Genomic DNA, 13,848 nt, shown 5'->3' on the forward strand with positions numbered 1-13,848 from the left:
CAGTCCATTATTTCAAGGTCTGAACCATAAAAAAGGCCTTGCCATGCAAGACCTTTTTTCATACCCGGGGTAAGCGCGGCCCCTTGTTACCTCACCTCAACAATATCCAAAGCCCGATTCGCCAACAGCTCACTCACCTCAATCACCTGCAAAATCCCCATCGCAACGCGCCGTCGCGAACCCTCAAGGTCAAACGCCAGATCATTGATCATGGCATTGGCCGCAGCCAGGTTTTCACTGAGACTGGCGAGCAGACACTCCGAATCAACATCAGGCGCGATGCGGAAGATGCTACAGGGGTTGTCAGACGTTTCTTTCTTCGGCGTAGGCTTCAGATAAAAATCCAAAGCCCGTTCAGCAGCTTCATCGAGCTTCTTGTTACGAGCAGACTGAACACGAGACACAGCTTCGTCGGTAGCTGGCGGGTTCGGTGTAATTTTGACCATGGTAAAGCTCCTAGAGTCTGTTGGAGCTACCACCCTTCGCTGCGAAACGAAGTATGGGGTGGCAGCTGTACGCGGGTTCGCAGACCGGGACTCTAGGGACCGGCAGACCCGAGGGTCTCCCACGCACAGCCACCTCTGACGAAATCACAGACATGGGCGATCTGCTTTCGAAGGTGACGTTGTGCGCCTGTAGAGTCCGGGCTGCGAAACCCGATCACTGATGAGCAGTGACAGGACCCAAACTACCGACGTGACCCAAGACGCACAAGCCGGCGAATTCTGGCGTAGTTGTAGGCAATGGCGCAAGGCGATGTCGGTCGGGGCTAGTCTCGTGGAGTCACGATAAACAGCTGGCTGGAATGTTGCTGATGCACCGCTATCGCGAGCAAGCTCGCTCCCACAGAGGTGCTTGTGTACATACGTCGCAGGCAAATGCATTCGCGACTGGCTGCATCCTTGCAGCCAGTCGCGAAGAAGGTTACGACTCGTTGTTCAACGGGGCCTGCGACCAACATCACAATGAATCAGGCGGGATATCTCGATCATATCCACAACGACCTCAAAACCGTTGCCTGAAAGCCCCGTACCGCTATTACTTGAGTGTGACGTCAAGCATCGGCGGGATGTACCCATAGTCGTACTCGGCCACGACAAACGTCTGCTGCCCTTTTATCTTCAAGCCCACCGTTGGCGCCTCAGTGCCGCCCACACGAATCTGCGTGCCAGTTTCGTCGGTCGGTACGCTGTCGATGAAGGAGGTCACCAGGCCGTTTGGCATCACGTAGTGCGAGTAGGTCTGGAATGGCTGGGAGGATGGGTTGCCCAGCACCAGGCCGGAGCCGTTGAGCGGTACGTAGGGGCCGAACAGGGAGTCTGCGACAAAGCCGTATACGCCGTCCGGCCCGGTCACGCCGTCGGCATAGGTGAAGGTGTGGCTGATCGTGAACAGGTAGTACTTGCCGTCCTGGAACACGAAGTGCGGGCGTTCGGTCTGGTCGTTGACGCCCACGGCGGTCAGCAGGGGCGGCAGCATTTCCCAGTCGTCGCCGTCCGCGTCGCGGGCCACGGCGATGCCGACGCAGGCGGTCTGGAAGCGGGAGTTGCCGACCTCTTCATAACCCGGCGGCACGTCGCCGATTTCGGCCTCTCCCACTTTGTGCGAGCCGCGCTCACCGGCCACGTTGCCCTCGAACAGCATGTACAACTTGCCGTCGTTCGGGTCGCGGAATGGCCATGGGTCACGGAACCCCCAGAAGGCGTTCTGGGCTTCGGTCTGGTACATCTTGCCGTCAGCCTCGAACAGCGGCTTGACCTTCTCGAAGCCGACCATGCTGACACCATGTTCAGTGGTCACGACCCGACCGCGCACCTTGACGATGGTCGCGCCTGGGGTGACGGCGGTGTAATACAGGTCCACTTCACCTCGGTCGTTCAACAGAATTGGTGTGCCGGCCCATTCGCGAACGGTCGGCGAAACGCCTTCGGCCATCACACGGCCACCAAATTCCCAGTCCTTGCCGGTACGGGAAAACCAGAAGTACATCTTCGCCCGACCGTGACGATCGTTCCAATCGCGCAGGATGTCGTAGTTACCGTTCTCGTCCAGGTACTGCGGGTCGTTTGGATGACGGTCGGCCGTCAGGGTGAAGATCACCGACCAGCCATCGACGGACGTCACGTTACCGTCCAGGTCGCGCAGGGGCATGGTGTCCCAGATAAACACGTCGTCGCTCAATACGGGGAAATCCGCGCTGACCAGAGGCTGGGTGGTGGTGGGATCATCCGCCCGGACTTTCAACGCATCGGCGCGGGTCCAGAGGCTGGGTTGATGGGGGGTTACACCGAATTTTTCAGCGTTGGTTTTCATAAGCTACTACCTCGTCCATGAATGGATTGAACTGAATAAAGGTTGATAAATACTGTATGCGCATACAGTGCAAACAACCTTATAGAGGCTCCCCAAAGGGGTCAAGCAAAAAAATGCATTTGTGCATATTCAGAGTTTTTCCTGGATGCTGATACGTTTCAGCGATGGATATTCCTGGAAGTTAATTCATGGCGAGATCGAAGACGTTACCTGCACATTAGGGTTTTTCACGGCAGGCGGGACGAGTTGCATTCGGGCATAAAAAAGGCCTTGCCGTGGCAAGACCTTTTTCCTATCCGGGGCAGCGTGTCCGCTGACTACCTCACCTCAACGATATCCAACGCTCGATTGGCCAACAGTTCACTCAACTCGATCACCTGCTGGATCCCCAACGCCACATGCCGCCTGGACCCGTCCAGGTCGAAGGCCAGGTCGCTGATCATGGCGTTGGCCGAAGCCAGGTTCTCGCTGAGGCTGGCCAGCAGGCATTCGGAATCGACATCGGAAACGATGCGAAAGAGGGTGTTGAGAGTGTCGGACGTTTCCTTGTCGGGCTTGGGTTTCAGGTAGAAATCCAATGCTCGGGTGGCTGCGTCGTCGATTTTCCTGTTGCGGGCAGTCTGGGCGCGGGAGACGTGTTCGTCGTTGACTGGGGGGTTCGGTGTAATTTTGACCATGGCCTTAGCTCTCGTTTGGTTAAGGCTACAACCCGCTCGCGACTAAACGATTGGGAGGCAGCTGTACGCAGGTTAGTCGACCGACGAGCTAAGAAATCGGCGCGCCCAAAGGCGCCCTGCGCACAGCCACCATCAAGTGCAGGGATGGGGAGATCCCTGACTGAAGGACGCTTGAGCGACTTAGCAACAACGGGCGACTAAACCCGATCACTGACAATCAGTGACAGGTCCCAAGCTACCGACGCGACCCCAGGCGCACAAGCCGGCGGATTCTGGCGTAGTTGTAGGCAACGGCGCAAGGCGGTGTCGGTTGGGTATTGCAGCGGTGTCGGGTGGCGGGCCGATGCGGCATGACCGTTGTTTGCCCGGATCCACGGCGAGTAGACTGCCTCACGGTGTGCAGGACGCTCCCCACGGCGGCGTCGAACGGACGGAGGGCATTTCGCTGCCGTCGTACTCAAGGAGAATGACCATGAACCTACCGCCCGACGGGCTTCCCATCTACCGGGTGCTGACAGGCCCCGACGATGCCGCATTCTGTCATCGGGTCAGCGATGCGTTGAAAATGGGCTATACGCTGCATGGTGGCCCGGCCGTCACTTTCAATGGTGAGCGGACCATCGTCGCCCAGGCGATTCTCTGGCCGACAGGCACCCTCACCGCGCCCCCTTTCGCTGACGCCCGATAGCACCGCAAAGCCATGACTCGGCCCGCCGAATGGATTGGATCCAGGGCTTGTCTCAAGGGGCGTTATGGGTCTATTTTGTTCGCATAACAATATAGCCGTTCGGACTATGCCGACGGCTCAGGCGCAAGCGACGTGATTCGTATCGAACAGGAAATACGAACGCAACGCCCCACCCTATGGGGCGCGCTTGTGATTTGATCAACTGGGGCAGCGTTCCCCATGACAGTCTTCCTTATTCAAACGATCCGACGTTTTCGGATTGCCGCTGCCAATGAAAATGTATGTGGGGTGGCCAGTCAGCCACGAGCACACGGATGTTCATGACCCTGCGTTATTGGCCTGATAACGCGGTGGCTTACAGGGAGGTTGTCATGCTGGATCGCCAACAGTTGGAAGCGTTTGCCTGCGTCATCGAACACAAGAGCTTTGAACGCGCGGCCTCGGCGCTCAACATCACCAGCGGTGCCATTTCGCAACGAATAAAGTCGCTGGAAAACTCGCTTTCAACCATCCTGGTCATTCGCGAAAGACCCATTCATCCCACATCGGCCGGCCAGGCCTTGTTGCAGCATGTCTCGGCACTGCGTTCGCTCGAACATGATGTGCTGAGGTTGCTGTCGCGCAAAGGCAATACGAACTCCAAGATTGCCATCGGTGTACACCCCGACTCGCTCAATACCTGGTTCGCCCCGCTGTTGATCGAGTTGATGCGGGCCGAACAGGTCTGTGTCGAAATCATTTCCGATGATCGTTGCTCCAGCCTGAACATTCTCAAGCGCGGGGATGTCCAGGGGTGCGTGTCGGTGGTCGCCGATCCCCTCGATGGGTTTGAAGTCCATCCGTTGGGGGCCATGGAATACAAATGTGTCAGCACCCCCGACTATATGCGCCGCTATCTGGCCCGCGGCATGGGCACGCATTCGCTGCTCGACGCGCCGGCGATCACCCGGGGGCGCAATGACACGCGCCACACCGCCTTCCTTCGCGAACTGCTCGGCGTCTCGATCGAGCGGTTCCCCTGTCATTACTTGCCTTCATTGCCCATGGTCCAGGATGCGGTCCTGGCGGGGCTGGGCTATACGCTGATGCCCGCGGATGTCGCCGCGCCGCTGCTCGAAGAAGGACAACTGGTGGACCTGATGCCGGACAGCAGTTACCGCGAACCGCTCTACTGGCATGGCTGGATGAACCACTCGGTGGTCAAGGACCTGGTGGGAAGGCGCATCATCGATACCGCCAGCAAGTCCCTGCAACCGGCGCCCTGTTGAGCGATCCGCCACGGCGTCAAGGCTCGTTAAGCGTTACTGGCGTGGCTTTAAAAAATCTAACGCGCCGTTTGCGCGACATGCTTGGGCGTAGACTCGAACGGACATCAAGACTGGGTGAGTGAGGGGGCTCGTCATCGTGAAAAGTACTGGATCGGATGCTTACCACGCGCACCCCATGGCCCCCGATGCAATCTTGAAATGCCTGACCGACAGCATGGGGAGCGACGCCTGGACACGGGTCCTTGCCCAGCGCTTTTCCAGCCCGGCGGAGTGTGTCGCGGAGATATTCAATCCGCACCGGCCGGGGGGTGCTTATGCTTGCACGCGCCGCGATGGCGTTGCATCGGGTTGGGCCGTGTACTTTCGGTTCCACGAACGCGCCGGTTATGACGGAAGCATGAAGCTGGTGCTGCACAGCGAAGACGAGGATGCCAGTTCCAACGTTTTCGATGTGCTGTCCAGCGCGTGCGCCTCAAGGGGCAAAGAGCAAGGCGTGCACACGCTGATCAGTGTGGTGGACAGCCATATGCAACGCCACGCCTCATGGTTTTCCGACAGCCCCTTTCTGTTGGGCGGCGCGGTGGGAGCGAGCGGAAATTCGACGCTGAACGTGTTCTACAGGAAGTTATCAGATGATTCGGCCGGCCACTCCCGATGATTTGCCCTCCATGGTGGAAACCTACAATCAGGCCATTGCCGACAAGGTTTTCGCCAATTGTGACGTTCCCCAGCACACCCATGAAAAATTCGCCCTGACCTACTTCGGAAAGAACCGACGTTTCGCCGTTCTCGTTTATTTGTCGAGTGACGGCGAGACGGTCGCGTGGGGTGCCCTGAAACCCTTTTCCGCGCGGCCCGACGACGAAACCATGGCGGAAGTCGCCGTGTATGTACGACGGGACATGCGTGCCCGCGGGGTCGGGATCCGACTGCTGCAAGCCCTGGAGGTCTCGGCGAGAGAGGCCGGTTTCGAGTCGCTGGTGGCCATTATCCTGGGGCCGAACCACGCCAGTGCCCGCGGGTGCAAGTCTCAGGGTTTCTCCGAATGTGTACGGATTCCTCGGATCGCAAGGCTGGAGGACACTCTGGTCGACATAGTCTGGCTACAGAAAAAAATGGAAGGGAATGCTCATGGTTTTGATCGTTGACGAGTCGTATCAGCTGGGGACCTTTCGCGACAATGAAGACTCCCTGCGTCGCCTGAAATCCCAGGCCGGCATTGCGCTGGACCTGGAGTTCGATCATCTGAGGCAAGCCGGGCTGACCCAGGGACAACGGGTCCTGGATGTCGGCTGCGGCCCGGGCATCATCACCACCCAGATTGCGCTTCGGGCCCAGCCCAGCCGGTTGATGGCCCTGGACTGCAACGAAACCAGCATCAGCGAGACGCGCAAGCAATTGGCCAGTGCCAGCATCGACGAAGCCCAGGTGCGCCAATGCAACCTGTATGACGAAAGCCTGACCGAGCCGGGGCAGTTCGATTTCAGCTATGCGCGCATGGTTTTCCAGCACCTGTCGGAGCCCCTGAGCGCTTTGCGCAATATCCACCGCAGCCTGGCCATCGGCGGGCGCCTGTGCATCTGCGACATTGACGACCGCTGGTTCGGCGCCTCGCCCCAGCCGCCCGAGCTGCAGTCGTTCCTCGCCCGCGTGGCCAGGGCCCAAGCCGCTCGCGGAGGCGACCGTCACGTCGGCAGCAAGCTGGCGAGCTATTTCGAACAGGCCGGCTATGGCGATATCCGCTGCAGCATGTTGCTGGTGTCCACGTCGCTGATCGGAGCGAGCGCTTTCTGCGACCTGGTCTTTGGCTACAAGATGGAAGTGATTCCAGAAGACGAACTCGAACTGGCCCGGCGCGAGATGGCCGTGATCACCCAAAGCATCGAGAGCCCGGGCGGCTGGGCGGGGATCGGCGTATTCTTCGTCTCTGGAGAAAAACAGTAACGCAAAGGAATCTGCGCATGCCTGGCAAAGCCAAACTCAACCAGAAAATCGCCCCCACGGCGCGGATTGCATCGAGCGCCGTGCTCGAAGGCAATGTGTCCATCGGTGCCGGAACGGTGATCGGACACGGTGCGGTCCTCGTCGCGGAAGGTGGCGCGCTGACGATCGGGGAAAACTGCATCGTCATGGAAAACGCCGTGATCCGCAGCACCGCCCATGACGACTGCCACATCGGCAATCACGTGATGGTGGGCCCGCACTGCCATCTGACCGGCTGCCGCATCGACGACGAGGTGTTCGTCGCGACCGGTGCGTCGGTCTTCAACGGCGCTCGCCTGGGCAAAGGCGCGGAGGTGCGCATCAACGGCGTGGTGCATATCAAGACCGCGCTGGAGCCAGGCGCCACGGTGCCCATCGGCTGGATCGCCGCGGGCGACCCGGCACAGCTTTTTTCCCCCGACCAGCATGATGAACTCTGGGCGGTGCAGAAGGAGCTGGATTTCCCCCGCTACGTTTTCGGCGTCGACCGCGAAAGCGAAGGCGTCGTCAGGCAGATGATGGAGCGCTACGCCCGCTTCCTGCGCCAGCAGCAGGTGGGCGATGAGTGACACACCCGGGGGCACTGACGAACCGACGCTCATCGACGGCCACAGCCATATCGCTTCCACACGCTTCACACCGCTGAGTTTCCTGGAGGGGGTGGCCGACAATATCGAAGTGAAGCTGCGGGCCAGTGGATTCCCGGTTTCCCGCACGAGGATCCTCGATCAGTTCCAGCGCGAACTGGCCGATCACCAGGGAGATGCCCAGATCGCGGCGATGGACAGGGCCGGAATCAGCCGCTCCGTCCTGCTGCTGCCGGACTTCTCCTTCGCCTTGCCGGATACCGAGCTGACCATCGACGAGATGTTCCAGGAACACCGGGCCATTCTCCAGCGCCATGCCGGACGTTTCGCGGTCTTCGCCGGCGTGGACCCACGCTGGGGGCGAGACGGGCTCGACCTGTTCATCCGCGGCATCGAGCAATACGGCTTCAGCGGCATGAAGCTCTACCCGCCCTGCGGCTACCAGGCCGATGATCCGGCGCTCGCGCCGTTCTACGAATACTGTGACGCCCACCACCTGCCCGTACTGCTGCACATCGGCCCCACCTCCCCCGCCCTGTCCTTCGCCCCCGCCCAGGCCATGTGGGTGGACGAGCCCGCCCGTCGCTACCGGAACATCCCGTTCATCCTCGCCCACGGCGCAGTCAACGACCAGGTGCAGTGCATCCAGCTGTGCAAGTACCGCCCCAACGTCTACCTGGACTTGAGTGGTGCCCAGCACGCGATCGACGCCCGCGGCCGTTCGCCAGTGCTGAGCACGCTGCTGGAAAGCGAGATCAATCACAAGATCATCTTCGGGACAGACTGGCCCATCAACAATCATGAGGCGATCAACAAGCGACTGCGCGCCTTCATTGTCGATCCGGACCAGGCCATCAGCGATCACGATGCGCGCCTGATCCTTTCGGGGAACCTGCAGCGCCTGCTCGACGGAATCATTTCCCCGCAGCGCTGAAGAAAGTGCATTGCACCCTTGGGCGCAATGCCTTTTCCGGCTCGGTCATGCGCGCAGGTGGATCGGCTCCTCGTCCTGCAGACGGTCGACGAAGAACGTCCGAAAAGGCGAAGGATGACGCAGGCTGCGTCCTTGTTGGATGAGCTGCCTGGCACGATCGAACTGCCGGGCCCGTATGGCCGCCTCGATGGTGGTCAACTCCAGCAGGTCACGCTGCGCATTGCTGCCGCCAATGGCCCGCACCGCCGGCAGGATCTTGCTCAACAGATCCAGGGCGCTGTCGTAGTCCTCCTGCTGGAAGGCAATCAGCCCCCGGCAAACGGTGCGTGTCACGTTGGCGATCATCGGGACCTTGGCATACGTGGAGTCGATGCGTCGCAGGATGCGCTGCACCAGCACCTGGTGATTGGAGCTGGCCATCGCCATGATCGAATGCACATCGTTGAACCAGTACTGCGACTGATCGATGGAAGGCATCCAGTATTGCGCCACTTCCTGCCACAGCTCGGAAACATCCACCCCCGTCAGCGACAAGCGCCACAACAGGCTGACTGCGTCCAGGTCCTCGTACCCGTCGGGGTCGTTCTTGATCCTGATTTTCTGATGGAACGTCTGCAGGACCGCCTCCGGGCGCTGCATATAGAGGTTGAACAGCGCGTGATGCCACCACAGGTGGATGCGCATGCAGAGGTTGTCGCCCCAGTTGTCCTCGGTGTCGTCCAGCCACTTCAGCGTCTGGGCGTACTGCCCGCGCTCGTAGCCGACGTGACAGGCGGCATGGATCGCATAGATGTCCCGGGGGTTGATCGCCAGCGCGCATTCGGCCGCGACACTGGCGGCGTCATAGTCGCCGTTTTCCACCAGGGCAAAGGCTTCGATGCCGCGCACGTATCCATACAAGGGATGCGCGGGGCCCCAGAAGGGTCTTATGGTGAGCACCGTCTCGCGCATCCGCTCGGTCCACCCCATGTTGAACTCCAGCATGTGCACGCTGAACAAGGCCACCACATCCCGCGGATGCTGGGCCAGCAGTTCGCGCCAGCAGGCATGGGCGAGTTCGTAGTCCTGATTGACCCAATGATTGCAGGCCGCCAGGTGCCCCTGCTCGCGGGGGTTCAAACACTCGGGATCGAGACCGCCCAGCAGCAACGTGGCCTGCTGGATCTGCCGGTCCTCCATGCTCGATAACCTGACGACGCTTTCGATCAACCGAGAAATCGGGCAACGCACTTCGCGCCGCTGCAACAGTGGAAGTGGATCGAACTCCATCCCAAGAATGCCCGTCAGGGCAGTCTCCAATTCGTCTGCTTCGTCGGCGTCCTGCACTCGCACAGGCACACCGCGAGAATCAATGAACTCGATCATAAGAAATCCTTCCCTGTGGGTCTCTGCGTCGGCCTGGGCATGCTCAGGCGGCCAGTTCAGCGAGCCTGGCCGGGGTGATGCCGTTGACCAGCGCGGCCGGGTTGATCTCGCGATCGAGCCGTTCGTGGATCAGGTTCAGTATCGCGATCAACAGCATCGAGTTGCCCCCGGCGTCGAAGAAGTCCGCCTGGTCGGTCTGCGCCGGGTGCTTGAGCACTTCCGCCCAAATGGAGTGGACCGTGGACAACGGGCCGGTGTCGGTCTGAGTGTGCAGTTCCTGGGTTGGCATGTTCATGGGCGTTCCTCCAGAGAGCGGGATTGGCTGAATCACGGTTGAGGTGTGTATTGGGCAAGCAGATTGGCGCGCAGGTTGGGCGCGTCGATCGAGAACAGGAATTTCTGGCCCTCGGCGGGAGTGTTTTGCCGGGCGTAATCGACGTAGTTGATCATCGTGTCTGCCGAGAAGCAGTGCCCGCAGCGCGCCACGTTATCCAGGTACAGCTGGCGACGCGAAAACCCGAGGCGGGTTTCCTTGAGCTGCGTCACGGGGCGGAAGATGTTGTTGCAGAACACTTTGCTGATATCGGCCAGGGTGATCCCGGAAGTCTCCAGGACTTCATTCAGGATTCGCCCGTAGAGTTCGGGCTCGTCCTTGCCGTGGTTGGAGGTGATCGGATCCTGGCTGACGCCGAAACGCGAAGACACGATCTCCAGGCCCGGCCCATCGCACCGGGTGACCAGGCAACTGGCCGCCGAATCGCTGAGCAAGGCGAAGTTGTTGAAGCGTATGGACTCGTCGTAGACCTTGTCGGCGGTGATGATCAGGATGTTGTTGTAGACACCGGCGCGCACCATGCTCTCAGCCATCACGATGGCACTCATGAAACTGATGCAGTTGTTGAGGGTGACGCCGATGGGAAAAGCCTTTCTCAGTTCGAGACCTTCATACAGCCGAACGTTGAAATTGATGTACTCGATCTCGTTGCCGGGAAAGCAGGTCGAGCAGAACATGACGAAGTCGATATCGCCGGCAGACACGCGGCTCTGGGCCAGGGTCTGGCGAGCGGACCTGATGCCCAGGTCGAATATATCGCCGTCGGTCTTGAAGTAGCTTCCCCAGCCGAATACCCCCGGCTCGTCCGGATAGCCGAAGCGATCGAGCATAGCCTTGAAGTCAGGCACATCGTGATAAGGACGTTCGACTTCACCCAGGGCGTAGGAACAAGCGTCAATCATTATGCGCATGCGCATTCGTCCTTTTACGGAACAGGGCCGCAGATGCTCCGGCCCTGGAGTCATCAGGCAGGGATGAACGGCTCGCCCAGCATGTTCGTTTCGCGGATACGGTTATGGGTGTAGCGGTTCTCGCCCGACACCACGACAGCACCGTAATTCTCCAGGCTGACCTCGCCACCGAACTCGTGGAGCATGTCGGTATCGGGGTGGATAAGGACTTCCGGGGGTACGTAGCGGGCGGAGTATCCCAGGCGCATCTTGTCGGTCAGGCCCAGGTGCGGAAGCGAGGAATGCAGCACCGTCGACCAGAAGATCACGCACTCGCCGGCCTTCATCTCGAAGTAGACCGCCTTGGACTCGTCGGGCTTCCAGTCCGGGTCGACTTGCAGGTCGCGGTAATCGTAGCCCCACAGCCCACGACGGACGCCGTCCTTGACGAGGTTGTTGTTCTTCTCGGGGTTGAAGATCAGACGCTTCTCTTCGTCGTAATGCATCATGTTGTGGGTGCCGGGGACAATCGCCATGCAGGCGGTGTCTTTCATCGTGTCGGTGAAAGCGGTCCAGGCGGTCAGGGTCCCGCGACGTCCCGAGTCATCGGGCCAGACGATATGGGGACGCCCCGCCACGCCGGCGAAGGTATTGGCCTGGTGCCAGTCGGTGCCCGCATCGCCGGGGTACTTGGAGAAGAACTCGGTGCGCCAGCACAGCAGGTCCTTGCCCATGAGGCTGCGCACCTTGTGCACGATCCTGGGGTTGCAGACATGCTGGCCGAGGAAAGGGATGTCCAGGTGCCGGTCATAGTTGGCGAGGTTATTGTTGCCGGCGTTGGAGATTGTATTGTCGGCATACACGGCGTTGCTGCGGTCCAGTGTCTGCAGCCGCACCGTTCGCCATTGCCGCTCCATCTCTTCCGGTTCATAAACCTTGAACGGCTTTACGTATCCATTCTTGAAGAAGAAAGCAATTTCCTCATCGCTAAGTCCGAAGTCTTCTTTTAACGCGTCCAAGGTAAATCTCCTTGCCTGCTCAGTGTGGAAGATCAATGTTTGCGTGACGACTCAGTTGAATACGCAAGTTTCGTATCGGGACGATATGTTCTTGCGTTGCAGCTTCAGGTTCCGGGTCAGCAAACCGTTCTCGGCGGTAAACGGCTCGGTGGACAGGAAATAATTGCGGATCGGTACGCTGGCACCGGCGTTGTAATCGTCGATGGTCTTTTCGATCAGTTGCCGGGCGCTCGAATCGATCTGTTCGACCACCAGCAACATTCCCAGGTGGGGACGGCGGGCTCCCAGCGCCACGGCGTACTGCACGCCAGGCAGGCTGTTGAATGACTGCTCGACGGCCGTGGGGTGAATTTTCTGGCCACCTGATGTGATGATCGTGTCGTTCTTGCGGCCTTCAATGAAGATATAGCCGTCGGCATCGATACGGCCGACGTCGCCGGTGGCAATGACGACTTCGTCCCGATACACCGCCCTGGCGACTTCTTCTGGCTGGTCCACGTATCCGCAGGTCAGCCGCCGATGCGACCTGAGCACAATCTCCCCGTCGCTTTCCAGGGTCACGCTGCCCGGCACCAGTGCCCGACCGACCGAACCCGGTCGATTGTGCTGGAGGGTGTTGACGGCGATGGGGCCGTACTCGGTCATGCCATAGGCTTCCAGAAGCGGCAGGCCCGCCGTGTGATATCCGTCCAGGACAGCCTGCGGCAACGCAGCCATGCCGCTCCACATCTGTCGCATGTTCGAGCCGAACAGTTCGCGCAGCTTCTGGCCATTGCCATCGGCCAGGCGCCACATCGCGTCGTAAAAAAGCGGAGGGGCCAGGAACAGGCTCGGGGAGGTCTGCTTGAGGGCTTGCATGGCGGTCTGCATGCCACTGAGCACGATGTCGATGCCGGCATCGATGCACCCGTAGATCAACAGCTTCTGCTGATAATTGGACAGGGGCAGGAAGATCAGGAAACTGTCGTCCGGCCGGGCGTCGATGGCCGAGAAGAACTGCCGGGCATTGAGCAGGACGGTGGCGTTGTTGACGCGAATCTTCTTCTCTTTGCCGCTGGTGCCGGAGGAGAAAATGGTGGGCCCCGCAACCGCAGCGAAGGCATTCGGACACGCCCGGTTCCGACACAGCCTCAAGCCATGGAATGTTCCAACGGGCTCCCATGAACCAGGGTCCACCTCGTCGCGGTACAAGGCGCTGACCAGCACAAAGGCAATGTTCTGCTGGCCGATGTCGGCCAGGGCGCTGCGGGCGGTTTTCTCGGGAATCTGCAAGGCGATGCAGCCGATATTCAATAAAGCGAGGTCCAGTAAAAAAGCCGCCTTGCCGTTCTCGGCGATCACCGCGACCTGCATGCCCGCCTGAAGGCCTACCTCGGCGAGCTGGCGCGAAACCAGCGAAACCTCCTGGTACACGTCAGCGAACCGGACACGTTCCATTTCAGTACGTTGATGAAACACAACCCCATTGCGCGGGTTGCCTTTCAACTTTGAAATCAGTGTTTGCAGTCCTTCACTTTCCACGCCGCTCGCTCCTGCGTCCGATGGCATCGGTCGTCAGAGCCTACTACTGGCAAACACCCTCGTGGCGTTGCGTTAGGTTTTTGCAGTGGCCTTTAGTTTTGCTAACGCAAGTTGCGCCGCGTGTCGGGGCCTGGGTATTTTCAGGCGTCCTCGTCGCGCCCTCTCTGCCGATCATCAAGGCTGTGGCGGGCGGGTTTGCTTCGAGGCGCTCGTTCGACGATCCACGCCCTGGTCACTCGCCCGTCACGCGGTTGGCCCCACCGGAGTTT

General features: G+C 60.0%; 15 protein-coding genes. 7 read left to right on the plus strand and 8 right to left on the minus strand.

Features of this window, described 5'->3' with window-relative positions:
* Window positions 1-86: 86 nt before the first annotated feature.
* From AC1M7R_RS07770 to AC1M7R_RS07780, 3 genes are all read right to left on the minus strand, one after another.
* On the minus strand, window positions 87-446 hold the full coding sequence (locus AC1M7R_RS07770; RefSeq protein ID WP_490610331.1) for a DUF6124 family protein: 360 nt from the start codon (window positions 444-446) through the stop codon (window positions 87-89).
* A gap of 592 nt (window positions 447-1,038) precedes the next feature.
* Window positions 1,039-2,313: a glycoside hydrolase family 68 protein gene (locus AC1M7R_RS07775; RefSeq protein ID WP_490610332.1), complete on the minus strand. Its 1,275-nt coding sequence runs from the start codon at window positions 2,311-2,313 to the stop codon at window positions 1,039-1,041.
* Window positions 2,314-2,630: 317 nt separating this feature from the next.
* The gene (locus AC1M7R_RS07780; protein WP_072431409.1) at window positions 2,631-2,990 is read right to left on the minus strand and encodes a DUF6124 family protein; all 360 of its coding nucleotides are present in this window, start codon (window positions 2,988-2,990) and stop codon (window positions 2,631-2,633) included.
* Between the two features lie 472 nt (window positions 2,991-3,462).
* On the opposite strand from AC1M7R_RS07780, the gene AC1M7R_RS07785 reads away from it, so the two are divergent.
* The 7 genes from AC1M7R_RS07785 to AC1M7R_RS07815 all read left to right on the plus strand — a co-directional run bounded on the left by AC1M7R_RS07785 (window position 3,463) and on the right by AC1M7R_RS07815 (window position 8,450).
* Window positions 3,463-3,678 (plus strand): DUF1737 domain-containing protein, encoded by a 216-nt coding sequence (locus tag AC1M7R_RS07785; RefSeq protein ID WP_072431410.1) that lies wholly within the window; start codon window positions 3,463-3,465, stop codon window positions 3,676-3,678.
* Window positions 3,679-4,049: 371 nt separating this feature from the next.
* Window positions 4,050-4,946, plus strand: coding sequence for an HTH-type transcriptional regulator ArgP (gene argP / locus AC1M7R_RS07790; protein ID WP_072396092.1), 897 nt, complete (start codon window positions 4,050-4,052; stop codon window positions 4,944-4,946).
* A gap of 175 nt (window positions 4,947-5,121) precedes the next feature.
* Window positions 5,122-5,604 (plus strand): hypothetical protein, encoded by a 483-nt coding sequence (locus AC1M7R_RS07795; protein WP_271902246.1) that lies wholly within the window; start codon window positions 5,122-5,124, stop codon window positions 5,602-5,604.
* The gene (locus AC1M7R_RS07800) at window positions 5,579-6,094 is read left to right on the plus strand and encodes a GNAT family N-acetyltransferase (RefSeq protein WP_072395708.1); all 516 of its coding nucleotides are present in this window, start codon (window positions 5,579-5,581) and stop codon (window positions 6,092-6,094) included. Before AC1M7R_RS07795 ends, AC1M7R_RS07800 begins: the two co-directional genes overlap by 26 nt.
* Window positions 6,078-6,890: a class I SAM-dependent methyltransferase gene (locus tag AC1M7R_RS07805; protein WP_490610333.1), complete on the plus strand. Its 813-nt coding sequence runs from the start codon at window positions 6,078-6,080 to the stop codon at window positions 6,888-6,890. The genes AC1M7R_RS07800 and AC1M7R_RS07805 overlap by 17 nt, the downstream gene beginning before the upstream one ends.
* Window positions 6,891-6,907: 17 nt before the next feature.
* Complete coding sequence (locus AC1M7R_RS07810; RefSeq protein WP_076406177.1) at window positions 6,908-7,498, plus strand: gamma carbonic anhydrase family protein; 591 nt, start codon at window positions 6,908-6,910, stop codon at window positions 7,496-7,498.
* Window positions 7,491-8,450, plus strand: coding sequence for an amidohydrolase family protein (locus AC1M7R_RS07815; RefSeq protein WP_072431414.1), 960 nt, complete (start codon window positions 7,491-7,493; stop codon window positions 8,448-8,450). The genes AC1M7R_RS07810 and AC1M7R_RS07815 overlap by 8 nt, the downstream gene beginning before the upstream one ends.
* Before the next feature lie 45 nt (window positions 8,451-8,495).
* Here the strand turns inward: AC1M7R_RS07815 and AC1M7R_RS07820 are convergent, their stop codons facing one another.
* The 5 genes from AC1M7R_RS07820 to AC1M7R_RS07840 are packed head-to-tail and all read right to left on the minus strand — an operon-like array spanning window position 8,496 to window position 13,495.
* Window positions 8,496-9,815, minus strand: a complete 1,320-nt coding sequence (locus AC1M7R_RS07820) for a tetratricopeptide repeat protein (RefSeq protein WP_072395699.1) — start codon at window positions 9,813-9,815, stop codon at window positions 8,496-8,498.
* A 43-nt stretch (window positions 9,816-9,858) separates the two neighbouring features.
* The gene (locus AC1M7R_RS07825) at window positions 9,859-10,110 is read right to left on the minus strand and encodes an acyl carrier protein (RefSeq protein WP_072395690.1); all 252 of its coding nucleotides are present in this window, start codon (window positions 10,108-10,110) and stop codon (window positions 9,859-9,861) included.
* Between the two features lie 32 nt (window positions 10,111-10,142).
* On the minus strand, window positions 10,143-11,060 hold the full coding sequence (locus tag AC1M7R_RS07830) for a beta-ketoacyl-[acyl-carrier-protein] synthase family protein (protein WP_072458865.1): 918 nt from the start codon (window positions 11,058-11,060) through the stop codon (window positions 10,143-10,145).
* A 53-nt stretch (window positions 11,061-11,113) separates the two neighbouring features.
* Window positions 11,114-12,058: a chlorinating enzyme gene (locus tag AC1M7R_RS07835; protein WP_072431416.1), complete on the minus strand. Its 945-nt coding sequence runs from the start codon at window positions 12,056-12,058 to the stop codon at window positions 11,114-11,116.
* A 51-nt stretch (window positions 12,059-12,109) separates the two neighbouring features.
* Window positions 12,110-13,495: an AMP-binding protein gene (locus AC1M7R_RS07840; protein WP_165887247.1), complete on the minus strand. Its 1,386-nt coding sequence runs from the start codon at window positions 13,493-13,495 to the stop codon at window positions 12,110-12,112.
* Window positions 13,496-13,848 lie beyond the last annotated feature (353 nt).

This window comes from Pseudomonas sp. MS01C9, from assembly GCF_058202755.1.

Coding starts and splice junctions, on each gene's coding strand:
- AC1M7R_RS07770 (WP_490610331.1), bottom strand. CDS start 446: ATGGTCAAAATTACACCGAACCCGCCAGCTACCGACGAAGCTGTGTCT.
- AC1M7R_RS07775 (WP_490610332.1), bottom strand. CDS start 2,313: ATGAAAACCAACGCTGAAAAATTCGGTGTAACCCCCCATCAACCCAGC.
- AC1M7R_RS07780 (WP_072431409.1), bottom strand. CDS start 2,990: ATGGTCAAAATTACACCGAACCCCCCAGTCAACGACGAACACGTCTCC.
- AC1M7R_RS07785 (WP_072431410.1), top strand. CDS start 3,463: ATGAACCTACCGCCCGACGGGCTTCCCATCTACCGGGTGCTGACAGGC.
- argP (WP_072396092.1), top strand. CDS start 4,050: ATGCTGGATCGCCAACAGTTGGAAGCGTTTGCCTGCGTCATCGAACAC.
- AC1M7R_RS07795 (WP_271902246.1), top strand. CDS start 5,122: ATGGCCCCCGATGCAATCTTGAAATGCCTGACCGACAGCATGGGGAGC.
- AC1M7R_RS07800 (WP_072395708.1), top strand. CDS start 5,579: ATGATTCGGCCGGCCACTCCCGATGATTTGCCCTCCATGGTGGAAACC.
- AC1M7R_RS07805 (WP_490610333.1), top strand. CDS start 6,078: ATGGTTTTGATCGTTGACGAGTCGTATCAGCTGGGGACCTTTCGCGAC.
- AC1M7R_RS07810 (WP_076406177.1), top strand. CDS start 6,908: ATGCCTGGCAAAGCCAAACTCAACCAGAAAATCGCCCCCACGGCGCGG.
- AC1M7R_RS07815 (WP_072431414.1), top strand. CDS start 7,491: ATGAGTGACACACCCGGGGGCACTGACGAACCGACGCTCATCGACGGC.
- AC1M7R_RS07820 (WP_072395699.1), bottom strand. CDS start 9,815: ATGATCGAGTTCATTGATTCTCGCGGTGTGCCTGTGCGAGTGCAGGAC.
- AC1M7R_RS07825 (WP_072395690.1), bottom strand. CDS start 10,110: ATGAACATGCCAACCCAGGAACTGCACACTCAGACCGACACCGGCCCG.
- AC1M7R_RS07830 (WP_072458865.1), bottom strand. CDS start 11,060: ATGCGCATAATGATTGACGCTTGTTCCTACGCCCTGGGTGAAGTCGAA.
- AC1M7R_RS07840 (WP_165887247.1), bottom strand. CDS start 13,495: ATGGAACGTGTCCGGTTCGCTGACGTGTACCAGGAGGTTTCGCTGGTT.